General features: G+C 35.8%; 24 protein-coding genes and 1 riboswitch. All 24 genes read left to right on the top strand.

All coding sequences use genetic code 11. The features are described 5' to 3' along the window. The first annotated feature begins 124 nt into the window (after positions 1–124). A complete protein-coding gene (gene spoIIID, locus BN2390_RS04655) occupies positions 125–379 on the top strand; it encodes a sporulation transcriptional regulator SpoIIID (protein ID WP_053983186.1) in 255 nt (84 codons plus the stop codon). A 1,102-nt stretch (positions 380–1,481) separates the two neighbouring features. Further along, positions 1,482–2,495 carry a rod shape-determining protein gene (mreB, locus tag BN2390_RS04660; protein WP_053983187.1) on the top strand — a complete coding sequence of 338 codons (1,014 nt, stop codon included), beginning with the start codon at positions 1,482–1,484 and terminating at the stop codon, positions 2,493–2,495. Next, positions 2,488–3,255: a flagellar basal-body rod protein FlgF gene (gene flgF, locus BN2390_RS04665; RefSeq protein ID WP_053983188.1), complete on the top strand. Its 768-nt coding sequence runs from the start codon at positions 2,488–2,490 to the stop codon at positions 3,253–3,255. Before mreB ends, flgF begins: the two co-directional genes overlap by 8 nt. A 14-nt stretch (positions 3,256–3,269) precedes the next feature. Beyond that, on the top strand, positions 3,270–4,076 hold the full coding sequence (locus tag BN2390_RS04670; protein ID WP_053983189.1) for a flagellar hook-basal body protein: 807 nt from the start codon (positions 3,270–3,272) through the stop codon (positions 4,074–4,076). A gap of 15 nt (positions 4,077–4,091) precedes the next feature. Beyond that, a complete protein-coding gene (locus BN2390_RS04675; protein ID WP_053983190.1) occupies positions 4,092–4,463 on the top strand; it encodes a rod-binding protein in 372 nt (123 codons plus the stop codon). Between the two features lie 64 nt (positions 4,464–4,527). Next, a riboswitch (SAM riboswitch) is annotated at positions 4,528–4,632 on the top strand. A 144-nt stretch (positions 4,633–4,776) separates the two neighbouring features. Continuing rightward, positions 4,777–5,967: a methionine adenosyltransferase gene (gene metK, locus BN2390_RS04680; protein ID WP_053983191.1), complete on the top strand. Its 1,191-nt coding sequence runs from the start codon at positions 4,777–4,779 to the stop codon at positions 5,965–5,967. A 171-nt stretch (positions 5,968–6,138) separates the two neighbouring features. Further along, complete coding sequence (locus tag BN2390_RS04685) at positions 6,139–7,410, top strand: DUF1576 domain-containing protein (RefSeq protein ID WP_053983192.1); 1,272 nt, start codon at positions 6,139–6,141, stop codon at positions 7,408–7,410. Further along, the gene (locus tag BN2390_RS04690; protein ID WP_053983193.1) at positions 7,407–7,748 is read left to right on the top strand and encodes a hypothetical protein; all 342 of its coding nucleotides are present in this window, start codon (positions 7,407–7,409) and stop codon (positions 7,746–7,748) included. The genes BN2390_RS04685 and BN2390_RS04690 overlap by 4 nt, the downstream gene beginning before the upstream one ends. 11 nt (positions 7,749–7,759) lie before the next feature. Next, entirely contained in the window at positions 7,760–9,994 is a 2,235-nt protein-coding gene (gene recD2 / locus BN2390_RS04695; protein WP_242847644.1) for an SF1B family DNA helicase RecD2, read from the top strand. Positions 9,995–10,306: 312 nt separating this feature from the next. Further along, a complete protein-coding gene (locus BN2390_RS04700; protein WP_053983195.1) occupies positions 10,307–11,029 on the top strand; it encodes a ComF family protein in 723 nt (240 codons plus the stop codon). Positions 11,030–11,042: 13 nt separating this feature from the next. After that, positions 11,043–11,456, top strand: a complete 414-nt coding sequence (locus BN2390_RS04705; RefSeq protein ID WP_053983196.1) for a hypothetical protein — start codon at positions 11,043–11,045, stop codon at positions 11,454–11,456. A 184-nt stretch (positions 11,457–11,640) separates the two neighbouring features. Next, on the top strand, positions 11,641–11,910 hold the full coding sequence (gene flgM, locus BN2390_RS04710; RefSeq protein WP_053983197.1) for a flagellar biosynthesis anti-sigma factor FlgM: 270 nt from the start codon (positions 11,641–11,643) through the stop codon (positions 11,908–11,910). A gap of 7 nt (positions 11,911–11,917) precedes the next feature. Then, positions 11,918–12,427 (top strand): flagellar protein FlgN, encoded by a 510-nt coding sequence (locus BN2390_RS04715; protein ID WP_053983198.1) that lies wholly within the window; start codon positions 11,918–11,920, stop codon positions 12,425–12,427. Between the two features lie 11 nt (positions 12,428–12,438). Then, positions 12,439–14,133 (top strand): flagellar hook-associated protein FlgK, encoded by a 1,695-nt coding sequence (gene flgK / locus BN2390_RS04720; protein ID WP_053983199.1) that lies wholly within the window; start codon positions 12,439–12,441, stop codon positions 14,131–14,133. Between the two features lie 9 nt (positions 14,134–14,142). Further along, positions 14,143–15,828: a flagellar hook-associated protein FlgK gene (gene flgK, locus BN2390_RS04725; RefSeq protein ID WP_053983200.1), complete on the top strand. Its 1,686-nt coding sequence runs from the start codon at positions 14,143–14,145 to the stop codon at positions 15,826–15,828. 170 nt (positions 15,829–15,998) lie between these two features. Beyond that, positions 15,999–17,231: a flagellar hook-associated protein FlgL gene (gene flgL, locus BN2390_RS04730; RefSeq protein ID WP_053983201.1), complete on the top strand. Its 1,233-nt coding sequence runs from the start codon at positions 15,999–16,001 to the stop codon at positions 17,229–17,231. A 292-nt stretch (positions 17,232–17,523) separates the two neighbouring features. After that, entirely contained in the window at positions 17,524–17,958 is a 435-nt protein-coding gene (fliW, locus tag BN2390_RS04735) for a flagellar assembly protein FliW (protein WP_053983202.1), read from the top strand. A gap of 4 nt (positions 17,959–17,962) precedes the next feature. Continuing rightward, complete coding sequence (csrA, locus tag BN2390_RS04740) at positions 17,963–18,187, top strand: carbon storage regulator CsrA (protein WP_053983203.1); 225 nt, start codon at positions 17,963–17,965, stop codon at positions 18,185–18,187. A 152-nt stretch (positions 18,188–18,339) separates the two neighbouring features. Further along, complete coding sequence (locus tag BN2390_RS04745) at positions 18,340–19,719, top strand: flagellin N-terminal helical domain-containing protein (protein WP_053983204.1); 1,380 nt, start codon at positions 18,340–18,342, stop codon at positions 19,717–19,719. A gap of 126 nt (positions 19,720–19,845) precedes the next feature. Then, positions 19,846–21,069, top strand: coding sequence for a flagellin lysine-N-methylase (gene fliB / locus BN2390_RS04750; RefSeq protein WP_053983205.1), 1,224 nt, complete (start codon positions 19,846–19,848; stop codon positions 21,067–21,069). An 87-nt stretch (positions 21,070–21,156) separates the two neighbouring features. Beyond that, positions 21,157–21,525: a flagellar protein FlaG gene (locus BN2390_RS04755; RefSeq protein ID WP_053983206.1), complete on the top strand. Its 369-nt coding sequence runs from the start codon at positions 21,157–21,159 to the stop codon at positions 21,523–21,525. A gap of 11 nt (positions 21,526–21,536) precedes the next feature. Continuing rightward, positions 21,537–23,333, top strand: a complete 1,797-nt coding sequence (fliD, locus tag BN2390_RS04760) for a flagellar filament capping protein FliD (protein ID WP_053983207.1) — start codon at positions 21,537–21,539, stop codon at positions 23,331–23,333. An 18-nt stretch (positions 23,334–23,351) separates the two neighbouring features. Further along, positions 23,352–23,720, top strand: a complete 369-nt coding sequence (gene fliS, locus BN2390_RS04765) for a flagellar export chaperone FliS (protein ID WP_053983208.1) — start codon at positions 23,352–23,354, stop codon at positions 23,718–23,720. Between the two features lie 36 nt (positions 23,721–23,756). After that, positions 23,757–23,942 (top strand): YjfB family protein, encoded by a 186-nt coding sequence (locus tag BN2390_RS04770; RefSeq protein ID WP_053983209.1) that lies wholly within the window; start codon positions 23,757–23,759, stop codon positions 23,940–23,942. Positions 23,943–24,567: the final 625 nt, after the last annotated feature.

Genomic DNA, 24,567 nt, shown 5'->3' on the forward strand with positions numbered 1-24,567 from the left:
AGTTAAATTATATAATTAAAATATATTTTTTGTCAAAAACCTTGTCCTTAATTAAGTTTTGAGAATAAAGAGGGACTTCTTAGCATATTTATTAATCAAGAGTTGTGTTAAGGGGGGCCTTTTCTTGAAACCTTATATCGAAGAAAGAGCCATTGAAGCTGCAAAATTTATTATCAATTCTAACGCTACAGTAAGGGAAACGGCCAAAAAATTTGGTATCAGTAAAAGTACAGTTCATAAAGATGTTACAGAACGATTAGAAAAAATTAATCCAAAACTTGCCATGGAAGCTAGGAAAGTTTTAGAGCTCAACAAAGCTGAAAGACACTTAAGAGGTGGCCTAGCAACAAAAGAAAAATACTCAGGATTAATGAAATAGATGAGTGATAGAGGTGAAGGCTGTTACACTTTCAAATAGGAGTGTAGCAGCCTTTACTGTTTTGGGCCTTAATTTCGAAAAGGATGATTAAATAAATATTTTATAGAGTGAGGGTGTGCTTATATTTAGTCTACTTGCGTGAGTTAGCTAGGTGGATTCTCCTCCACCTGCTACACTCCGCTTTCAGAGAAATGTAACTCATTTAAAAATAATAACGGTGTGAACTCGCTACGCTCAAACAGCACACCTAAAACCATTATTTTTTTATTTCGTACATTTCTTATCTGAAAGCTACGTAGGCAGGTTCCGAAGAACGCCCCTATCCAGCTCACTGAATCAAGTTTACGAATATGCCTCCCTCACTTTGTGGACTGCGCCGGCGGAGAGATTACTAAACTGCATGTAGCTTATATTCTAAGTCCATCCTCGAAAAAAGCTCCATGGAGGTCACCCACGCATCACCGCTCTTTTCTACTCAGAAAGGTAAGCTTTCACTTCCAGTGACATGCCGAAGAAAAAACGTGGAGTGTAGCAGGTGAAGGAGAATACCCGCAGCCACCTCGCTTGGTTAGACATGTAGTAATATGCACAACCTCACTCAGTAGATGGCAGTGATAGGTAAGAAGAGGGTGGAAGCTTTTCAAAGGTGGTGTAGGAGAGTATAGGCGTGATTTCACGAAAGTATGTCTCTTTTCCCTCAGGCGGAAGAGTTTGCTAAGTGAGGTACTGTAAGTAGACATTGTATGAGAACTTTTCCACAGACTTTTTAGAGAGGCTTAGTGAATGGAATCAAACTGGTTTTAGGGAAATGTTTGAAGAAAAGTGAACTTCTCTTCTGAGTTTTGACCGTTAGTTTGATGAAATGAACTTAGCATCTCTTAAAGGCGAGGACTAGAAGTTGGAATACAATAAGCTTACCTATATGTCCTCAGCTTATTAAACTGTAATTTTTTTATAAAAAGTACATATAAATCTTAGGTGTGTTATAAGCTAGTTATGACATGATGAATAAAGTAAATATTTTGCATTAAATGTAGGATTGAGTTATAATTAAAGTAATTTTATGGTGAAAAATGACAACAGGTAAAGGAGAACGCTATATATGTTTGGAAGAGGAGCCGACATAGGGATCGATTTAGGAACAGCTTCTGTTCTTATTTATATAAAAGGTCAAGGGATTGTGCTACAAGAGCCATCTATTGTAGCCATTAATAATAAATCAGGTGAAGTGATTGCTGTGGGAGAAGAAGCAAGAGCTATGCTTGGGCGTACGCCACAAAATATTACGGCTATCAGACCATTAAGGCGTGGGGTTATTGATGATTATGAAGCCACAGAAAAAATGCTTAAATATTTTATTCATAAAGCAATAGGTCCAAGACTTATTAAACCTCGTATTGCGGTATGTGTACCTAGTGGGGTTACAGAGGTAGAAAAGCGTGCAGTAGAGGATGCGACTAGACAAGCAGGTGCTAGGAAAGTTGATATCATTGAAGAGCCTATTGCAGCAGCTATTGGTGCTGGTATTGATATTAGTAGACCATGTGGGAGTATGATTGTAGATATTGGTGGTGGGACAGCTGATATTGCAGTTATTTCTTTAGGTGGTGCAGTTGTAAATAAATCTATCAAAGTTGCTGGGGACAATTTTGATGAAGCGATTATGACTTATTTACGTAAAAAACATGGGATGTTAATTGGTGAGAGAACAGCAGAAGAGATTAAAAAGAACATTGGAACAGCTTATACAAGAGACTTCCCTGTTGAAATGACAGCTAAAGGACGTAACTTAGTTTCTGGGCTTCCAAAAAATATTGTGCTTTCTTCAGATGAGATACAAGAGGCCTTAGCTGGACCAATTGATGAGATTGTATGGGCAGTACGTGACGTACTTGAGACTACGCCTCCAGAACTTGCTGCCGATATATCAGATAGAGGCATTGTTTTAACAGGCGGTGGCAGCCTTATCTATGGATTAGACAAACTTATTGCCGAGAGAGTAGGGATCAATGCTGTGATTGCAGATGAAGCTATTTCTTGTGTTGCAGTTGGAACAGGTCTATTTGTAGAATACAAGTACTCTAGAAAAAACAGAAGGAGAAATGCATATGATTAGAGGTCTTTATATTGCTGGTACAGGTATGAATGTACAGACGAAAAAACTGGATGTCATCTCTAATGATTTAGCCAATGTGAATACAACCGGCTATAAAAAAGATGATGCAGTCATAGCGTCATTTAATGAAGTACTGACTTACAGACTCAAAGATATGGAAAACAATATTCCAAATGACAGAGCAATTGGATCAATGAACTTTGGTGCACGTGTGGATCAAATCTATACTCAATTTGCACAAGGCTCATTAGTAAAGACAGATGGCTTAGTGGATTTGGCTTTACAAGGTGACGGCTTCTTTACAGTACAAACACCAAATGGAATGGCTTATACCCGTGATGGGAAATTCTCTATTAATGGTGAGGGTGCACTTGTAACCAAAGAAGGTTATGCGGTTATGGGAGAAGATGGCCCTATTGAGTTTGGAGAAGAGTATTTAACCAATGGTGGTAAGCTTGCTGTCGGAGAAAAAGGCACAATTACTGTAGATGGTAGAGAAATTGATACATTAGCTTTAGTAAAGTTTAATGACAATCAAGGTTTAACTAAAAGAGAAGATAATCTTTACTTAGCAAATGGTGGTGCAGAACCTTTTGAAGGTAGTGTAATGCAAGGGTACATAGAAGCTTCAAATGTTAATCCAGTAACAGCGATGGTAGATATGATCACTGTTTCAAGAGCATATGAAGCCAATCAAAAGATGATTCAAGTTCATGATAATTTACTTGGTAAAGCGGTAAATGAAGTAGGACGTGTATAGGGGGTATAAGACAAATGATGCGATCATTATGGACGGCTGCTTCAGGTATGACAGCCCAACAAACAAATGTAGATACGATTTCAAATAACCTAGCAAACGTAAATACAGTAGGTTACAAAAAAGAAACAACTAATTTTAAAAGCTTACTTTATACAAAAATGGGCAATCAAGCAGAAACAAATGCCCCAACGACTATGCAAGTAGGACATGGTGTACGTATCGGTTCAAGTAGTCGTATGTATACACAAGGTACCATCCAAAGAACAGGTAATCCAACAGATATGGCCATTGAAGGTAAAGGCTTTTTCACTATTATGCAAGATGATGAATATATGTATACAAGAGATGGTAACTTCAGAATGGCTATGTTAGATGATGGTAACTATGCTCTTGTTACAACAGATGGACATCCAGTTGTATCTATAGATGAAGAACCTATTGTTGTAGATGGTGGAATTGGTGTAGATAAACTTATCGTTGGTCAAGATGGTATGATTTCTTACATGGATGAAGAGACAGGGATACGTATGGATATTGCACAATTACGTATTGTACAGTTCTCCAATACAGAGGGCTTAGAAGCAGCAGGAAGTAACTTATTTATGGAGACAGCAGCATCTGGTATAGCACGTGTTGAAGGTGAAGAAGATGGACTTACAAGAAGTATCATTAAATCAGGTGTACTAGAAGGCTCAAACGTAGATGTAGCCAATGAAATGGTTAACTTAATTGTAGCCCAAAGAGCTTATGAGCTTAACTCTACAGCCATTAAAACAGCAGATACCATGCTTCAACAAGCAAATGAACTTAAACGTGGATAAGTAGGAGGAAGCTAAATGAGTATTTCAGGGATTAACTTAAATGCAACGCTTACAAGTCAACTAGAACTTCAAAAAACACAAAATGAAAATACAGATTTTGAAGCAGTGCTTCAAGATGCTATTGCAAGTAAAGATGATGAAGCATTAAAAGATGCATGTAAACAAATCGAACAATATATGCTTTCTAGCCTGTTTAAACAAATGAAATCTTCAACAGAAATGGGAGAAAGATTGATTCCTAAAGGTGACTATGAAGAGATGTTTGAAAGCTATTTAGTGGATGAACAATGCAAAATTATGTGCGATGCTGGTGGTATTGGCTTAGCTGATAGTATGTATAAACAGATGACAGGTGCTTACAACACACAACAGAACTATAAAAAATAAATTACTTGACAAATAAAAGTAATCACTTATATAATAAACTCAACAATTAAATAGCGATGAGTAATTCTTATCCAGAGAGGTGGAGGGACAGGGCCCTATGAAACCCGGCAACCAGCGTAGATCGCGGGTGCCAATTCCCACAAGTGCAGTAGCATTTGTAAGATGAGGATGTATCGTATTTACGATCAAGCAGACAAGGCCTCATTTTTTGAGGCCTTTATTTTTTTAGCTTAAATCAAGCATTCAACCATCTAACCTTTAAAATACATCGCTTATGTTGAATTCACAACCGTATTAAAGGAGGATTTTGAAAATGGCAAGAAGATTATTTACATCAGAATCAGTAACAGAAGGGCATCCAGATAAAATCGCTGACCAGATTTCTGATTCAGTTTTAGATGCAATTTATGCACAAGACCCACAAGCACGTGTAGCGTGTGAAACAGCTGTCACAACAGGTTTAGTACTTGTAATGGGAGAGGTTACAACAAACTGCTACGTAGATATCAACAAAATTGCACGTGATACAATCAATGAGATTGGTTACAACAACCCAGCCTTTGGCTTTGATGGCAACAGCTGTGGTGTAATGGTAGCTCTTGATGAGCAATCACCAGATATCGCAATGGGTGTAGATACAGCATTAGAAAAAAGAAATAATGAAATGTCAGATGAAAGCATTGAAGCAACAGGAGCAGGGGACCAAGGGATGATGTTTGGTTTTGCTTGTGATGAAACACCAGAGCTTATGCCAATGCCTATTTCATTAGCACATAAATTAACACGTCGTCTTACAGAAGTACGTAAAAACGGTACACTTAGCTACCTTCGTCCAGATGGTAAATCTCAAGTAACTGTAGAGTACGATGGAGATAAAGTAGTAAGAGTAGATGCAGTTGTTATCTCAACACAACATGCTGAAGAAGTTTCACAAGCACAAATTCATGAAGATCTTATGGAACATGTTATTAAACACGTCATTCCAGCAGAACTTTTAGATGATGAAACAAAATACTTTATCAACCCAACAGGTCGTTTCGTAATCGGTGGACCAGTAGGGGATTCAGGTCTTACAGGACGTAAAATTATCGTAGATACTTACGGTGGTTATGCAAGCCACGGGGGTGGTGCTTTCTCTGGAAAAGATCCAACAAAAGTAGACCGTTCAGCAGCTTATGCAGCACGTTATGTAGCTAAAAACATTGTAGCAGCAGGACTTGCAAATAGATGTGAAATCGAACTTGCTTATGCAATCGGTGTAGCACAACCAGTTTCTATCTTAATCAACACACATGGTACAGGCGTAGTAAGTGATGAAAGACTTGTAGAAATCGTAAGAGAAACATTTGATCTTCGTCCAGCAGGTATTATCAAAATGCTTGATCTTAGAAGACCAATCTACAAACAAACAGCAGCTTATGGACACTTTGGTCGTACAGATGTAAGCCTTCCATGGGAACAAACAGATAAAGTAGAAGCGCTTAAAAAATTAGCAGCTCACTAAGATATACAAATAGATATAACGGGATAGATTATGAATAGAAAGGGCCTACTTTGAGGGAAGTAGGCCTTTTAATATTGTAAGAGAAGGCCTCTACATTTCTGTTATGTACTTAAAAAGTTTGTCTACATATGATAAAATAAAAGTACTAATAAAAATAGTAGAGGAGCTTGCATGAATACAATTAAGATTACGAGAGAAAAAGAAGTATCAAGAAGTACCATGTATAACGTACTCTATATCCTTCCATTAGCGATGGTACTCTTTGCATTGATTACAACGAGTCCCAAGGAGCTTATTGAAGGGATAGGAACTATTTATAAGTCAAATGATATTTTACTAACCGATTACTTATTGATTGCTGGAACAGGCGCTACATTTTTGAATGCAGCAGTGGTATTGTTAGTAAATTTATGGCTTATTAAGCGATTGGAATTAAAGCCGAATGGGATCATTATTGCAGCATTATTTTTGCTAACAGGATTTAGCTTTATGGGTAAGAATATGTTTAATATATGGCCATTCTATTTTGGGGGCTATATATATAGTAGATATCATGGTATATCTTATAAAAATGTAGTCATCATTAATATGTTTTCCACAGCTTTTAGCCCCGTTGCAAGCCTGATTGGTGAGATGATGGGAACTAATGTAATCGCAGCCTTGGTGATCATGGCAGTAGTAGGCGGATTCATTGGATTTATTATGCCAACTGTATCTTCACGTTTTGTAACTTTCCACTCAGGATATAATTTATACAATATGGGAACTGCAGCTGGATTTGTAGGGATGCTAGTCTATGCTTTGATAAACGAATCAAGTATTACTGTAACAAAAAACTATGCCTTACTTGAAAGTAATGATTGGCGTGTTGTTACTTTCTTATTGTTATATTGTATAGCACTGATTATAATAGGTTACTGTATTAATGATAAGAGTTTTAAAGGCTATAAGCATTTAATGAAACATTCAGGTAGATTGATTACAGATATGATCAAGCAAGATGGTTTTGGACTCAGTTTAATGAATATGGGATTTTTAGGCCTCATGTGTATGGGATTTATATTCATATTAGATGGAAGTTTTAATGGCCCAGTTGTTGCAGCGATGCTGACAGTAATGGGATTTGGAAGTTTTGGTAAGCATCCAAGAAATGTATGGCCGATTGTAGCAGGTGTGGTACTAGGTTGGTACTTTTTTAAGATAGAAACTTCTACATCCATGTTGATTATTTCAGCTCTATTTGGGACAACCCTTGCACCTATAGCTGGTGAATATGGATCAATTATAGGGATGTTGGCAGGTATATTACATGCTACACTTATACAAAATATAGGTGCTTTGCATGGTGGATTAATGTTATATAACAATGGATTATCAGGAGGTATCATAGCAGCTATTTTAATTCCTGTTATTGATGCATTTAAGAAGGAGAATAAAGCGTGAGACACGAAGTAAAAAAGATTTCTAAGATGGTAGATGAATTAACAACCTTTTTCTTAGAACATCAAGCACAAAGTTTAGAAATTAAAATTAATAATTTAGTAGATCGTGAGATCATTATAGTAGAAGCAATAGCCTTAGATGATATGGCACTCTGTGTCAAACGTTTACAACGCTTTCTAAGTTACCCAAGAGAACGAGAAATGGAAGAGTACTACTGGGAGCTTGCAGGTGAAACAGATAGTTCAGAGGAATTAGGACTTGTAGGAACCATGATTGATGAAGCAAATATTGGCTATGATGAGGAGAAGATACAACTAGAGCTTATACGTAGGAAATAGCAAAGGATAGGGTGGATAAATTGGAAGAACAATTAGTTATAGAAGGTGTCGTCGACGACATCATATATCAAAACGAAGAAAATGGTTATACAGTATGTACAATTGAATATGAAGGAGAAGAAGTGTCTTGTGTAGGAAGTATGCTAGGCATTCATCCTGGAGAAGAAATACGTATTGTGGGCCAATGGGCTACCCACCCTATCTATGGAAAGCAACTCAAAGTGGATACTTTTGAAAGAAGTATTCCAAAGACTGTACAAGGTATAGAACGTTATCTGGCTTCAGGTGCTATTAAAGGGATTGGACCAAAAACAGCTAAGAAGATTGTCAAGCATTTTGGGCTAGATACCTTCCGAATTATAGAAAGTGAGCCAACAGTCCTTTCGCAGATTCAAGGGATTAGTGAAAAGAAAGCGTTAGAGATTAGTGAAGTCTTCCGTGCACAGCATGAACTGCGTAATGCCATGCTTGTGTTACAAGAGTTTGGGATTACACCAACCTATGCCATCAAGATTTATAAGCGTTATAAAGATAAGACCATAGAAGTGATTAAGAGTAATCCTTATAGATTAGCAGAAGATATCTTTGGCATTGGTTTTAAAAAAGCCGATGAGATTGCAGCACAGATTGGAATCGATAAGAATGACCCACAACGTATTAAGACAGGGATTCTTTATATCCTTAATACGTATACGTTAGAGGGACATACTTATATGCCAAGAGATATTCTTGTAGAGAAAAGTTTACAGCTCCTTGGTGTGACAGAAGATTTTGTAGACCATGCCATGATGGAGCTTGGAATACAAAAAGCTATCATTGTCAAAAATTATAATAATGTAGCTTGTGTGTTCTTAAGTAGGCTTTACCACTGTGAGGTCTCGATTGCAAGGAAGCTGATCGATTTAGCAGCGACTTATGACAAAGAAATGCCTTTTGACTTTGATAAGGAACTTAAGCAAACAGAGAAAGAACTTTCTATTCAGTTAGTTGAAGAGCAGCGAGAAGCAGTGCGCTACGTATTGATGCATGGGGTCACCATCTTAACAGGGGGGCCAGGTACAGGGAAGACTACAACTATTAAGGCAATCCTTCATATGCTAGAAAAGGCCAATGAAGAAGTACTCCTTGCAGCGCCTACAGGACGTGCAGCAAAACGTATGAGTGAAGCGACTGAGATGAAGGCACAGACCATACACCGTCTCCTTGAAATTGGTTATCTTAAAGAAGATAGTAGTAGACAGATGTTCAATCGTAATGATGAAAATCCATTAGAAGCAGATGTTGTCATTATCGATGAGATGTCTATGGTAGATGTGAATTTAATGTATGCCCTCTTACAAGCAGTACAAGAAGGGCAAAGATTAATCCTTATTGGAGATGCTGACCAGCTACCATCAGTAGGTGCTGGGAATGTGCTTAAAGATATGATTAAGAGTGAACGCCTTCCAGTTGTACGCTTAACTCAAATCTTTAGACAGGCACAAGAAAGTGCCATTGTTATGAATGCCCATCGTATTAACCAAGGGAAAGAACCTGTATGTAATGAAAAAGATACGGATTTCTTCTTTATGAATAGAAGTATGCAACAACAAGTTCAAGAGACTATTGTAGAACTGATTATGAAACGTATTCCCAAGTTCCAAAAAGTAGATTTCCTTAAAGACATACAAGTACTGGCACCTATGCGCAAAGGTTTATTGGGAGTCAATGAACTTAATAAACTCCTCCAAGCAGCTCTTAATCCACCTTCAGTAGGCAAGATTGAGAAGGACTACCGAGATAATATATTCCGTGTAGGGGATAAGGTCATGCAGATTAAAAATAACTACAATACCCCATGGAAGATTTATGCTCATACAGGCTATCCACTGGATGAAGGGATAGGCGTATTCAATGGTGATTGTGGTATGGTTAAAGATATTGACCTAGGGAGAGAAATACTAACCGTTATCTTTGATGATCAAAAAACAGTAGAGTACGAATTTAACCAGTTAGATGAATTAGAACTGGCTTATGCAGTTACCATTCATAAATCACAAGGAAGTGAGTACCCTGTAGTGATCCTACCAATCCATAGTGGCCCACCTATGCTCCTGAGCCGTAACTTGCTCTACACTGCTGTAACTAGGGCGAAGAAAATGGTTGTCATTGTAGGGATTAAAGATACAGTAGGGCGTATGATTGAAAATAATAGAGAGCTTGAACGTTATTCCAGTTTAGCGATACATTTGAAGCAGCTTATATAAAGTTTAGGGAGTGAGGGCATGTAGTCAAGCTTGTTGTATTCCAACTTTTAGTCCTCACCTTTTAAGAGAGGCTAAGTTCATTACATCAAACTAACGGTCAAAACTCGAAAAAGAACAACACTTTTTCTCAAACATTTCCCTAAAACCAGTTTGATTACATTTTCTAAGCCTCTCTAAAAAGGTTGCGGAGAAAGTCTCCATACAACAACTTGTCTACAGCCCATCACCTAAATTACTAAGTTTTCACTCCATCAGAAACTTTTAAGAAATGACCCATTGATTAATCTAATACAAAGGAAAGTGGGAAAAGAGATGTTCTTAGAAGTAGTAAGAGAGTGGCTGTGCCCTAATAAATGTATCGTATGCAGGAGTTTTATAGAAGAAAATAGTGGAGTAGGACTGTGCCTTCATTGTGAGGAAGCATTATTAGAAAGGAATCTATGCCCGAGGTGTGGAAAGCCTTATGGTGTGGATTCTAGTGTGTGCAGCTACTGTAATGAAGTGCCAAGAGGTGTAACACGCATTGTGGCACTTTTTCCCTATGTTGACTTCTATAAAGAAAGTGTATTAAGATGGAAATATACGGGTATTCGGAAATATGCAAAAGGTTATAGTGTTCTCATGGCTAATCTTATTCAAAGAGAACATTTAGATATTGATTGTTTAATTCCTGTACCAATTGCTAGACATAGATATTTTGAAAGAGGTTTTAATCAAGCATTTGACTTGGCAGAAGAGTTAAGCAACTACACAAGCATACCTGTGTTGGAGTTACTTGAAAGAGCTTATGATACAAAGCCACAGTCTGCGTGTAAGAAAGAAGAACGTGCAAAGAACATTCATAAAGCCATTAGGGTTAAAGAGGATACGAAGCAGGACTTACAGATAGAAGGCAATGTGCCGATTAATATTGCACTTATTGATGATATCTATACAACAGGAAGTACTGTAGCAGAATGTATTAGAGCACTTAAACAAGAAACATCTATTCAAATTCAAGATATTTATGTATTAACAGTTTGTTTAGCTATATAGGAGGGATGAAATCATGGAAGTTAAATCATGTAAAAGATGCGGGAAAATCTTTCAGTACATTACAGGTGCACCACTTTGCCCAAAGTGTAAGAAAGATGAAGAAGAACTTTTCCAAGTAGTGAAAGCTTATTTAAGAAAAAATGTAGGTGCTACCATGGAAGAAGTGTGCCATGAAACAGGTGCAAGTGTGAAAATGTTAGAGCGTTACTTAAGAGAAGGGCGTCTAGAAGTTATGCCAGGCTCACCTATTACACTAAGCTGTGAACAGTGTGGTACAAAGATACGTACAGGGAGGCTGTGTGATAAATGTCGTGCTAAATTAAGCTCAGACTTAGGAAGTGCAGCAAAAAGTATTAGAGATACACGACTTACAGAACAAGAAGCTACGGCAAAAATGCGTTCTTTTAACCCAAGTGTGAGAAGATAAATATAAAAAGGTACATAAAAATAAGGATTTAATAGAGTGTATAGTATATAAGTGTATACTTCTCTATTAAGTCCTTATTTATTTTTTAAAAGAAAGGTATACTTTAATATTATAAAGTATCAAGCTAAAGGGCCGATATATATAGTACAGTTGAAAAATGGAAGAGAAGGAAGGAGTCTAAGACATGAGAGTGACAGGCATAAATCGTATTGGAGAAATTTATAAGACTCAACAAATGAAGATGGAACCAATCAAAACAAAAAAGCAAGATGAAGTTCAACTTTCAACACTAGCAAAAGACTATCAATATGCATTAAATGCAGCAAAAAAACTACCAGATGTGCGTCAAAAGGAAGTGGATACGATTAAAGAACGTATCAGTTCTGGAACTTACAATGTAGACATGCAAGAGGTAAGTGAAAAAATTATGAGTAGATTCGATATGAAGGGCTAGAAAGATAATGGCAGGAATTGTATACGATTTATTAGAAATATTAAAACACCAGCAAGAATGCTACGAGGGTCTTGTGACCCTCGCTACATATAAAACAGAGTCTGTACAAAACAAAAACTTAGAACTCCTTAGTCAAATTGTAGAGAAGGAGGAAGAGTTTATCGGTAGACTGAATCTTTTAGATAAGAAAAGAGAAGGTATGCTGAAGGATATTGCACTTGTAACAGGGCTCAAATATGAACAACTTACTTTGACAAAGCTCATGGAAAAGATGGGGATGGAGCTTGAAATTAGCCAAGATTTATTAAAGGTAAGAGAAGAAATCTTAGAGCTTATGGAACAACTTAAAGCTCAAAATGAAATTAATAAGATGGTTCTAGAAGAATCACTGGATTACGTGAACTTTACTATCAATGCTATAAAGAGTACGAAGATGACTCAGATTCCAGTCAATTATGGCAGACCAGGAGAAGAAGAAACACTTCAAACACGTAGTTTATTTGACAAAAGACAATAGGAGGTGGGAAGATGTCATCAATTGCTAGCTTAGGCCGTGTGACATCAGGTCTCAAGGCTGCACAGACCGGGTTACAAGTTACAGGACATAACATAGCCAACGTCAACACAAAAGGTTATACAAGACAACAAGCACTACAACATGATTCAGGCTATATGACGGTAGGACAAAATGGTGGTAGACTTCAGCAAGTAGGGATGGGTGTATCCGTTACAGAAATTAGACAAATCAGAGATGAATTCGCAGATAAGCGTTTTCGTACGGAAAACTCTGTGCTTAATTTCTATATGGCTAAACAAAGTGCTACATCAGAGATTGAATCTATATTAGATGAACCTTATGGGGCATCTATTAGTGGGATGCTTGAAGACTTCTGGAAACAAGCACAAAAGTTATCTACCAATCCATCAGGTGTAGAAGAACGTCTTGCCTTTATTCAAACAGCAGATGTTTTGATGAAGCGTGCCAATCAAATTATGGGTGGACTGGGTGACTACCAACAACATGTGAATACACAGGTTAAAGATGCTATTAAAGAAATCAATGATATGCTTTATAGCGTTAGAGATTTAAATGATAAAATTGCAAAAGCAGAAGTTAATGGTGATCGTGCAAACGATTTAAGAGATCAACGTAACCTGCTTTTAGATGAACTTTCAAATTACATAGATATTGATTACTCTGAAGATAAAGATGGTAGAGTCAATGTGAAAACAGAAGGAAGAAACTTAATAGATGGACCTTTTGTAGTTGAGTTACAAGCGAAAGTCCTTCCAAATGGTTCAGGATTTGTCGTACCAGTATGGAGTGATACAGGCAAAGAGGTGTACAACCTAAACTCTGTTGTAAGTAGTAGTACAGGTGATGATACAGGTTACTTAAAAGGTTTACTTATAGCAAGAGGGCCTATGGCAGCAGATAGTAATACAAGCTGGGATAATATTGCCCTTAATAATAAAGAAAGTGTAGATAAATTAGGGAATAGCTTCGTTATTCCTAAGTTACAAAAACAACTTTCTGAGCTTGTTGGAGAGATTGCTAATGTAGTCAATGATACATTAAGTGGAACGGGAATAGGGGATCATAAAGGTGCAATGGGGATTCCTATGTTTGTACCAAAGAATTCTACAGATGGTACCAAGTTACCTGCACAACCAAGGCTTGAAGACTATCCAGATGATGTAGAAGCCTACAATCAAGCTATGAAAGATTACCGCGTAGCTATTAAAAAACATCTTACAGCAGGTAACATTCAAGTGAATCCAGAGCTTCTTCAAGATGGTGGCTACAATAAACTTGGAACGGTAGATGGTGATCCAGATAATATTGGTGATAATAGTGTGATAACCAAGCTTTTAGATGAGTGGTCTAAGACACGTGAATGGCCAAGAGAACCAGAAGGTGGTTGGGGTACAGCAGATGGTAAGGCACCAGCAAGTGCGCCAAATGGTAAAAACTCTAACTTCATGGACTTCTATGCTGAGATTGTATCTGAAGTAGGTTCAGAAGGCTCAGAATACAAGAATAAAATCAAAGAGAAAAACACTCTTGTAACAAGCATTGATAATGATCGTATGGCAATGGGTGCTGTTTCACAAGATGAGGAAATGTCTAATATGCTTAAATACCAATATGCCTATAATGCAGCAGCCAGAATGGTTAATATGCTAGATGGGATGATGGATACTATAATCAACAAACTATAGGAGGAACTTATGGGATCGGCTTTTTTTGAAATGAATATAGCGACAACAGGCCTCTTTGCAGCACAAAGAGGACTAGCTGTAACTTCTAATAATATTAACAATGCAGCAACAAAAGGTTACTCAAGGCAAGTGCTTGATCAACGTGCTTCTAGTGCTATGCCAGGTTACGGAAGAGGAATGATCGGAACTGGAGTAGATACTACACAAGTACGACGTGTAAGAGACTCTTATCTAGATCAAAAGATGTGGGGACAAAAACCAGCTTTAGGTGAATATAAAATCAAAGCAGAACAAAATAGTATTATTGAAAGCGTATTTGGTGAACCAAGTGATACAGGCTTTACAAAAGTATTTGATGACTTCTTTACAGCAATCGATAACCTTTCTAAGTTGCCATCAGAGGGAGAGCGCCAAGAAGCCCTTAGACAAATGTCTATTAGTTTTACTAAATATTATAATTCTGCAGCACAGAAGTTAACAGAGTATCAACGTGACTTGAACTTTGAGATGAAAGCTAAGGTAGAAGAAATCAACAACCTTGTGACACGTATTACAAGTTTAAATGATCAAATTTATCGTGCAGAGCTAAATGGTGATATAGCTAATACCTTAAGAGATGATAGAGAACTCTGTGTGGATCGTCTCTCTCAAATTGTAAATATTGATGCCAAAGAAGTAGATGTTACAAGACCAGATGGTAAGGTGGATAAGCAATTCCAAATTAAGCTCAATGGTCAAGTATTAGTAGATGGGACCTATGGACGTTTACTTAAAGTTTCTGCAAGAACAGAGGATCAGAAGAAAAATCCAGAAGACGCAGATGGCTTATATGATATTAAGTGGGAAGATGGTCTTCCTTTCTATATGGATGATAAGGACCTTTCGGGAGAGCTAAAAGGGATTATCGACATGCGTGACGGTAGAGGAAGCAGTAGTTTTACTATGAATGGTGAACAACACGATCCATCTATCACTTACAAAGGTATTCCATACTATATCAATAAGTTAGATCAGTTCGTTCAAATCTTTGCAAAGAGCATGAATGATGTCTATAACCAAGCTGGAACAGATGGTGGACAAGTTTATACAGACTTGACACTAGACGATGGTACAACCATCAAAATTCCTAAACATGCACTCTTTACCTATACAGAAGGCAATAGCAAAACACCAGTCAGTATAGAAGATATGCTTCTTAGAGACAAAGACGGCAATATTGTTTTAGAAGAAGTAAATGGTGAATTTGTTGCACAGATTGATTACAGTAAGATGACTGCTAAACAGTTCTCAGTATCAGATACTGTTTATGACGGCGCAAGCAATATCCGTACTAACTTTGAACATGACCCAGTTGATGGGAGCAATCCAAACCCAAGTAGTAATGACTTACTCCTTGCTCTAGGTGCACAAAAGAACAACAATAAAATGTTCAAAGATGGGGATCCAAAAGACTTTATGATTTCTATGTTTAGTGAACTTGGGATCAATGCCAAAGAAGCAGCCATGTACCAAAAAACACAAAAAAATGTGACAACAACTATAGAAAATCAAAGATTAAGTGTTTCTCAAGTAGATCCAAATGAAGAATTTATTAACTTAGTTAAATATAATCAAGCTTATCAAGCAGCAGCCAAAGTACTGACAACGATGGATGGCATTTATGAAACAACTATATTCAAACTTGGTAACTGGTAAGCAAAAAATAATAACATAGAGATTTTACACACTTGAGTTAGCTATATATGATTTTTAGATAAAAGAAGAGTAAAATAGCAGACATTAATAAGAGGCAGAACGTACTTAATTAGAATAGACGACGAGACAAGGCGAATTGATAAATAACCAATTACGAAAGAAGGTGCAACATGCGAATTACACAAGGAATGATTCAAAACAGCTCATTGAATACAATGTATAACAACATGGGCAATCTGAATAACCTTTATAATCAGATGAACACACTTAAGAAGATTCAACGTCCATCAGATGACCCAATCATTGCAGGACGTTCACTTAAATTAAGACTAAATGTAATGGAAGCCACACAACATGCAAGTAATGTAGACGAGGCGACATCTTGGATGGAAGTAACAGAAGCAGCACTTAAAAATACAACAGAGATTATCAAAGATATTCGTACACGTTGTGTACAAGCAAGTAATGGTACACTCACATCAGAAGATAGACAAAAGATTGTATCTGATATGAAGCAACTTTATAATCAGCTTAAACAAGAAGCTAATGTTACTTATGCAGGGCGTTATGTATTCTCAGGGTATAAAACAGATCAGCCTGTATTCTTGGAAAAAGAAACAAAGTTAGAAAAAGATTTAGAGCTTAAAGCAGATCTTAAGCTAACAGGGGATATGACTTTAAAAAAAGAGTTAGAGTTATCAGCAGATACTATTGTTACAGAAGATATTACGCTACCAGCAGGCACAGCAGTGACAGTAGATCCTGTGGATTCGGATAGAGTAGTGGTCAATGATGATGGCACAGTAACAATCAAAGCGAGTACATCTAATCCACCAGAAAAGTTAGGTGCAACCGTTACGATTCCAGCAGGGACAGAGTTGAAGGCAAATACAACAATACCAACAGGTACTACGCTCCCAGCAGGTGAGATGCTCCCAGCAGGTGTACTTAATCCAGCAGTACATGGCTATACAGATGGACAACGTATTGAATATGAAATAGGCGTTAATAATACATTAGACGTGAATACTCTTGGTATGCCAGAGATGATGAATAAATTACTTAATAATATAGAAGGTATGCTAGATAAACTTAGTGATGACAGCTTAACAGATGAAGAACTCAATCAAATCTTTACAGATATGATTGGAGAGATGGATAATCGTCTCAAAGAAACTTCAGAAATGACCGCAGAGCTAGGAAGTAAGCAAAATCGCCTTGAGTATACACAATCTCGTCTAGAAGATGATAAGACCAACTTTACAGAACTTCTCTCAAATACAGAAGATGTAGATTTAGAAGACGTGTATGTAGAATTTAATACTCAATACATGATTTATCAAAGTGGTTTACAAGCAACTTCTAAGATTATTATGAATACCCTTGCAGACTTCTTAAGATAGTAGTCACTATGATTCTGGTTCTATCTTACTAAGAATCGAGTACTATATAGAAGAAAACGTGAATAGAAACAAAAGGCATATCGAATATCTTATAAAGACATATAAAAGTGCATATAAGATATTGATTTCAAGAGCTATAGTACAAAGAGAATTGTCCTATAGCTTTTTGCATATCAAAACAGTACAATGAGGTAAAGAGACTATCATAGGGTTCAAATGAAAGCTAAACTTCACTTGAATTTAAATAATTAGGTAAAATATAAGTATGATGAGAAAAGAGGTAGGAGAGAATATGACGCTACAAACACGTTTTGGAGAAATAGAAGTTGATGAAGATAAAACCATCGAGTTTAAAGAAGGTATACCAGGATTTGAGACGTTAAGAAAGTTCATTCTAATCGAAGATGAAGAGAGTAAGTTTTGCTATTTACAATCTGTTGAAGAAGGGGCCATTGCTTTTACCATCATTAGTCCAGAATGGGTGAAATCAGACTATGCACCATGCATAGGGGAAAGTTATTTTGAGAAACTAGGTGGAGGCAAAACGGAAGACTTTGTACTCTACAATATAGTTGCAGTTAGACAACCTATAGAAGAAACAACTGTTAATCTACAAGCACCACTGCTCATACATACAACGAGAAGGCTAGGTGTACAAGCTATTGCAGAAGGTAAGGATTATCAAGTGAGACATAAGCTGATTGAACTGATTCAAGAAAGGGGCTAAAGAGATGCTTGCATTAACACGTAAGAAGGACCAAGCTGTTATGATTAATGGAAATATAGAAATACGGATTTTGGATATACAAGATGGCAAAGTGAAGCTAGGAATTACTGCTCCTAAGGATGTAAGTATTCACAGAGAAGAAGTCTATATAGAAATAGAAAACAATAATCAAGAAGCACTTATTAACTCGGCAGATACGATGAAAAGTTTACAACAACTTTTTAAATAAATTTATAAAAAATGTTGTCACAACCTATAAACTTGTCTCTAAATAAGTCGATATATATGGTGAACAAAAGTTAATAGCCATACTTAACTTTTGACAAAACAAATCTAAAAAATAGGCAAGGATGCCGAACATTCCAAGGAGGGAATATTATTATGATTATTAATCACAATATGCAAGCAATCAATGCACACAGACAAATGGGTTCAAACCAAGTAAATGCTCAAAAATCAATGGAAAAATTATCTTCAGGTCTTCGTATTAACCGTGCTGGTGACGATGCTGCAGGTCTTGCAATCTCAGAAAAAATGAGAGGACAAATCCGTGGTCTTGACCAAGCATCAAGAAATGCTCAAGACGGTATTTCATTAATTCAAACAGCTGAAGGTGCTTTAAATGAAACACATTCTATCCTTCAACGTATGAGAGAACTTTCAGTTCAATCTGCAAATGATACAAACACAGATGATGATAGAAAAGAATTACAAAAAGAAGTAAAACAATTAACAGAAGAAATTGATAGAATTGCAAATACAACAGAGTTCAATACTAAAAAACTTCTTAATGGTGATTTAGGTATTGCTGCTAATACAAAAGATGTAAGAGAAGTGGGAGAACTTGGAGAAGGCACATATAAAGTAGCTGTTACAGGTGCAGCTACTAAAGGGACTGTGTCAAGTGTAGCTGGTACAGATACTGCTGGTGGGAAAATTGAAATTGAAGTAGAAATTGCTGGTGAAAAACATACTATTACAGCATCAGGTGATACAATTGGTGATTTAGCAACTTCATTACAAGCAGGTTTAACTGCTAAAGGGGTTCAACTTACTGTAGCAGAGGATGCAAAAAAACTTAAATTTACAGCAGGTGAATTTGGACAAGATGCGAAAATTACAATTAAAGATAGCAATGTAACAGGCTTAGCAGCAGGAACTGCTCTTAATTTAGATAGTACAGAAGCAGTAGCGAAGTTACAAAAATTAAATTCAGATGGTACAGGATATTCAGATGTAGCTACAGGTATTACAATTAATAATAATATCTTAGAAAATAATGGCACAGTAATTAAGTTAGATAATGCTAAATTAAATGCTACTGCTGATGCTTTATCCTTTGTAGTAAATGATAAGAGTGCAAACTTACATATTGGTGCAAATGAAGGCCAAAATATGTCTATTAATATCGGTGCTATTGATAGCAACTCATTAGGTACAGCTGAAACAAGTATTAAAGAAATTAACTTAGAAAGTTCTAAAGGTGCAGACTCTGCAATTAAAGTAATTGATGCTGCAATGAAACAAGTATCAGCACAACGTTCTCAACTTGGTGCATTCCAAAACCGTCTTGAGCATACAATTAATAACTTAGGTACATCATCAGAAAACTTAACATCTGCAGAATCACGTATTCGTGACGTAGATATGGCTAAAGAAATGATGGCTATGAGCAAAAATAACATTCTTCAACAAGCTTCACAAGCTATGCTTGCTCAAGCAAATCAAGCACCTCAACAAGTGCTTCAATTATTAAGATAATTAAATTTAACTCTGTAAGAGGATTGAGAGAATCTCAGTCCTCTTTTTTAAAATAAAATATAAGTGAATACTCTAAAAAAGATTAAACTAAGTCTTGTTTAGAGTGGTTATTTAAAAGGAGAAAATATGAAAAAAATACTTATGCTTATCCCAAAATATATAAAAGAATTTAAATGTACAGGTACAGCATGTGAAGACACTTGTTGTGGATGTTGGAAGATTACAATTGATGAGAGAACGTATAAAAAATATAAAAAAATACCTGATTATGAAATGAGAAAAAAAGTAGAAAAATACGTAGGTAGAAATAGGGTAGGGGAAGATAAACATGAAGTAGCTAAAATAAGATTACAAAGTAGTTATTGTCCATTCTTAAATTCAGATAAGTTATGTGAATTACAGTTAAAACTAGGAGAAGCGTATCTATCTAATACATGTGCTATGTATCCTAGGCTACATAAAAGAGTAAATGGTATAATGGAGCAAGGCCTGACTTTATCATGTATAGAAGCGGCTAAAGTTGTTTTATTAAATCAGGATGTAATGGAATTTGATCAAGAGGAAAGAGAGTTTACGGATAGAGATATTTATCTTCAAGAGTTTAAGACAAGGCCGGAATATCTTAGTTGGAAAGATTGTTTTTGGGATATGAGGATTGTAATGATTGGTATACTACAAAATAGAAGCTATACAATAGAAGAACGTTTGTTGATACTAGGATTACTGTGCAAAGAGTTAGATCAATTAGCTAAAACGCAGAAGGTAGATGAGATTCCTTATAGTTTAAATAGATTTAAGCAAAAATTGGATGCTAATTTGTATAAAAATATTCTAGATGATATTCCGTCTATAGTAGAAATGCAATTAAAATTAGGTAAAGAATTGATAGATATACGTTATGAGATGGGTATAAATGATGATAAGTATAATAGATATATATCAGAAATCATAGTTGGTTTAAATTTAACTGTAGATACATCATTAGAAAAAAGTTCAAATATTTATCGTGAAAGCTATGAAAACTATTATAGACCATTTATGGATGAACATGGGTATATTTTTGAAAATTATTTAGTAAATTATTTCTTCTTAGAGCTTCTTCCTGTAAATAAGGAATCAGTATTTGAAAGTTATGTAGGTCTTATTTTGCACTATATTATCATCAAATTACACCTTATAGGGGTAGCCAGTATTCATAAAGAATTAGAGGTAGAAAATGTTATAGACCTTATACATGTATTATGTGGTACATATGAGCATAATCCACATTATTTTAACCGAATTTTAAGATTACTAAAAGAAAATGGATATATAGATTTAGCTCATATGGCTATCTTAATTAAAAATTAGATTTTAGCTCACTATAAAATAGAATAGAAATTAGTCGATGTATTAGTAGAAAAAGATTATTTTATATAATTAAGGGAGAGTAAATATATGGGTATTGAATTATTGAATATAGCTACTACGTCTCAAGTGACAAACTCATCAGATAATATAAATGAAATGAATAAAATGGTACATTCTATCCAACAAGTTAAACAGCAGATGCAAGTAGACCCATCTTATCAACCAACTTTTCAAGAAAAAACGATTTTAAATGCTATTGAAGAAGTGAATAGTAAGTTAGCGGGAAAAGGAGTAGAAGTTGAAGTTTCATTTCATGAAAAAACTAAAGAAATGTTAGTTAAAGTGGTTAATACAGAAAGTAAAGAAATTATTAGAGAAATACCATCAGAGAAGCTTATAGATATGATTGTATCTTTTTGTGAGATGGCAGGATTATATGTGGATGAAAAAAGGTAGGAGGAAAGTATATGCGTACAACAAGTATTAAATTTACAGGTATGGCGTCAGGTCTAGATACAGAATCCATTATTAAGAGTATGATTGCGCCTTATCAAATTAAGGTTGATAGTAAATGGCAACAACAAACCTTAATGGAAATGCAAAAGAATGCTTGGAGAGATATGAATAAGCAAATTTTTGATTTTCATGATAAATATATAAGTAAGATGAGATTAGAAAGTACATTTAATAAGAAAAATATTAGTTTATCAAATCCATCTATAATTACTATAGATAAAAATGCTACCTTGCCAGTAGGTACACATACTATAGATAGAATTGATCAATTAGCTGAAGGGGCAAGAATTACTAGTAAAGCAATTAGCGATATTGATACAACAAAAAAATTATCTGAACAAGATGGATATAAAGATTTAGTGGGTAAAAAAATAACTATAAATGGTAAGGAAATTGAAATTACTGAGGAGCATACTATTTCTTCTTTGGCTAAAGAAATGCAACAAGTAGATCCAAATGTAAATGTTAACTTTGATACAAATACAAAAGCATTTTTTATTTCATCTAAAAAGACAGGAGAAAGCCAGTCTATTGCCTTGGGAGGGGACAAAGATGTATGGAATAAATTAGGTATCTTAGATGCATCGACAACAGCATTAAAGATAGATACAACAAAAGATACTACATTAACTATTAAAGGAAAATCTATTTCTATTAGCACAGGAGAAACTCATGAAAATATCATCACTCAGTTAGAGGCAGCATTAAATGATGGAGTAACTGATGATAAAGATAAGTCAAAAGTGATTTATAGAGATGGGAAATTTATAGTAGGAGCAAAACAGAAAGATATTAGCATAATAGGAGATGGCATACAGCAAGAAAATATAAGTATAGGTAAAAATGCTATCTTATCATATAATGGAGTAGAAATTAATTCAGAAGCTAATAACATTAGTGTAAATGGAGCTAATTTTATAATAAATACAATAACAAAAGACCCCATTACACTCGTAGCTACACAAGATACAGATGCTATTGTAGATTTTATGAAAGAGTTTGTAACAGAATATAATAAGTTAATTGAAGATATTCATAATAAACTTGATGCAGCAAGCAGCAAATCATATAAACCACTTACATCAGAACAAAAGAAGGAAATGAGTGAGTATGAAATTGAGGCATGGGATAAAAAAATTAAAGATGGGATATTTAGAAAAGATCCTGACCTAAAATATGTTGTAGATTCTATGAGAGAAGTACTTTCGGGAGTAGTTGAAGGTGGTACATTTTCTTCTTTATCAGAAATAGGTATTAGTACGGGTGATTGGAAAGAAAAAGGAAAGCTCCATTTTGATGAAGATAAGTTTAGAAAGGCACTAGCAAAGGATACAGATGGGGTAATCCAACTTATTGCAGGATCTGGTAATCCTAAAAGTGTTTTTGAAAAGGACTTAGCAAATGGAGTGATATCTAGCACTAAGTCATGGGAAGAGCTAAAAAAGTCAGAATTAGAAGATGATAAAGCATTAGTAGCTAAATATGAAAACCGTACAAAAAGTATTGGTGATAGATTATATGACTCTATTAATAACGTGTCACGTTCTACTACATTAAGAAGTGCTTATTCTTTTTATAATGATAAAGCTTTAGATAAAAAGATTACTGTGGCAAAAGATGATGTAAAGAAATTGGAAGAGCGTATGTACCGTATGGAAGATATGTATTATAAAAGATTTACGGCTATGGAAAAGATGATGCAAAAACTCAACAGCCAAAGTAGTTGGCTTACAAGCCAAATGGGATAGACCAATAGGAGGACAGTAATGATAACTAATCCATATCAACAATATCAAAATAATTCCATCATGACCGCATCACCAGGAGAATTAACATTAATGCTATATAATGGTGCAATTAAATTTTGTAATCTCACTCTTGAGGCAATGGAACAAAAGGATGTACAAAAAGCAAATCAATCTAATTTACGTGTTCAAGATATTATTACTGAACTTCAAGCAACATTAGATACAAAATATGAAGTGGGTCAAGAAATGGATAGGCTTTATACTTTTATTAGACAACTTTTAATAGAAGGCAATATCCAAAAGAATCCACAAAAAGTTATCGATGCGAGAGAACTCATTCGTGAGTATCGTGATACTTGGCAACAAGTGATTAAGATGGCAAAGTAGTAGTAAACATATACAGACTAAAGGATGTGATCCAATATGGATATCGCAGCATTATCAATGGCACTTAGCCAAATGAACGTAGGGACGCAAGTAGGTGTAGCTGTTACTAAGCTTTCTATGGATATGGGAGAGCAAACAGGACAAGCTATGGCAGATATGCTTAAGAGTATGGAGCTTTCAGTCAATCCTAACTTAGGTAGCACGATTAACGTTAAACTTTAATAAGTACATAATAAAAAGAGAAATAGTCTAACTAGACTATTTCTCTTTTTTAGTAACTCTTAATGCATTGCATCTTACGTAGTGCATCAGGAACGTGGCAATTTAATAGTTTTATTTCAACGCACAAGAAGCCACCCTAAGTCAGTCTTTTCCTCCCTGCTTGCGCAAAGACTGACTTAAGGTGGCTTCTTGTATTGTGTGGCAAGGTTATAACGTATAAGTATCTTCCTAGTATGTAGCAGTAACCGTTGTATAGACAGAGCTGTTCCGTAGACGTGGTACTCTTGGACTTACCGCGCTACATGCGTGCCGCGTTGGTGTGCCTGCAGTGACAGGGATCCCTAATGGATGTATTATGCCAGGTGCCCAAGGCTGACCGTATGTACGCCGGATTTACCTCATACGTTGTCTGGGTAACAGATTGTGTATACATTAGGTATGGGCTATTTTGAGGTGGAAGACACTATTTAGTTATATGGTGACCAGTTACCTACAGTTGCCACAACCTATAGGACTGGGTGTCTAAGAAAGGTAAGTTTATAAGTCAGGGAGGAGGAGCCTTATGTGCTTAATCTTTCTTAGACGGGTATCGGAGGAACAAGGGGCCTAGGACTTGTCCTATAGG

The organism is Niameybacter massiliensis (genome assembly GCF_001282685.1).
GTDB lineage: Bacteria > Bacillota > Clostridia > Lachnospirales > Cellulosilyticaceae > Holtiella > Holtiella tumoricola.

What these genes read in the sequence shown, in the direction of transcription:
- mreB (WP_053983187.1), top strand. Translation starts at nt 1,482, where the DNA reads ATGTTTGGAAGAGGAGCCGACATAGGGATCGATTTAGGAACAGCTTCT.
- flgF (WP_053983188.1), top strand. Translation starts at nt 2,488, where the DNA reads ATGATTAGAGGTCTTTATATTGCTGGTACAGGTATGAATGTACAGACG.
- BN2390_RS04670 (WP_053983189.1), top strand. Translation starts at nt 3,270, where the DNA reads ATGATGCGATCATTATGGACGGCTGCTTCAGGTATGACAGCCCAACAA.
- BN2390_RS04675 (WP_053983190.1), top strand. Translation starts at nt 4,092, where the DNA reads ATGAGTATTTCAGGGATTAACTTAAATGCAACGCTTACAAGTCAACTA.
- metK (WP_053983191.1), top strand. Translation starts at nt 4,777, where the DNA reads ATGGCAAGAAGATTATTTACATCAGAATCAGTAACAGAAGGGCATCCA.
- BN2390_RS04685 (WP_053983192.1), top strand. Translation starts at nt 6,139, where the DNA reads ATGAATACAATTAAGATTACGAGAGAAAAAGAAGTATCAAGAAGTACC.
- BN2390_RS04700 (WP_053983195.1), top strand. Translation starts at nt 10,307, where the DNA reads ATGTTCTTAGAAGTAGTAAGAGAGTGGCTGTGCCCTAATAAATGTATC.
- BN2390_RS04705 (WP_053983196.1), top strand. Translation starts at nt 11,043, where the DNA reads ATGGAAGTTAAATCATGTAAAAGATGCGGGAAAATCTTTCAGTACATT.
- flgM (WP_053983197.1), top strand. Translation starts at nt 11,641, where the DNA reads ATGAGAGTGACAGGCATAAATCGTATTGGAGAAATTTATAAGACTCAA.
- BN2390_RS04715 (WP_053983198.1), top strand. Translation starts at nt 11,918, where the DNA reads ATGGCAGGAATTGTATACGATTTATTAGAAATATTAAAACACCAGCAA.
- flgK (WP_053983199.1), top strand. Translation starts at nt 12,439, where the DNA reads ATGTCATCAATTGCTAGCTTAGGCCGTGTGACATCAGGTCTCAAGGCT.
- flgK (WP_053983200.1), top strand. Translation starts at nt 14,143, where the DNA reads ATGGGATCGGCTTTTTTTGAAATGAATATAGCGACAACAGGCCTCTTT.
- flgL (WP_053983201.1), top strand. Translation starts at nt 15,999, where the DNA reads ATGCGAATTACACAAGGAATGATTCAAAACAGCTCATTGAATACAATG.
- fliW (WP_053983202.1), top strand. Translation starts at nt 17,524, where the DNA reads ATGACGCTACAAACACGTTTTGGAGAAATAGAAGTTGATGAAGATAAA.
- csrA (WP_053983203.1), top strand. Translation starts at nt 17,963, where the DNA reads ATGCTTGCATTAACACGTAAGAAGGACCAAGCTGTTATGATTAATGGA.
- BN2390_RS04745 (WP_053983204.1), top strand. Translation starts at nt 18,340, where the DNA reads ATGATTATTAATCACAATATGCAAGCAATCAATGCACACAGACAAATG.
- fliB (WP_053983205.1), top strand. Translation starts at nt 19,846, where the DNA reads ATGAAAAAAATACTTATGCTTATCCCAAAATATATAAAAGAATTTAAA.
- BN2390_RS04755 (WP_053983206.1), top strand. Translation starts at nt 21,157, where the DNA reads ATGGGTATTGAATTATTGAATATAGCTACTACGTCTCAAGTGACAAAC.
- fliD (WP_053983207.1), top strand. Translation starts at nt 21,537, where the DNA reads ATGCGTACAACAAGTATTAAATTTACAGGTATGGCGTCAGGTCTAGAT.
- fliS (WP_053983208.1), top strand. Translation starts at nt 23,352, where the DNA reads ATGATAACTAATCCATATCAACAATATCAAAATAATTCCATCATGACC.
- BN2390_RS04770 (WP_053983209.1), top strand. Translation starts at nt 23,757, where the DNA reads ATGGATATCGCAGCATTATCAATGGCACTTAGCCAAATGAACGTAGGG.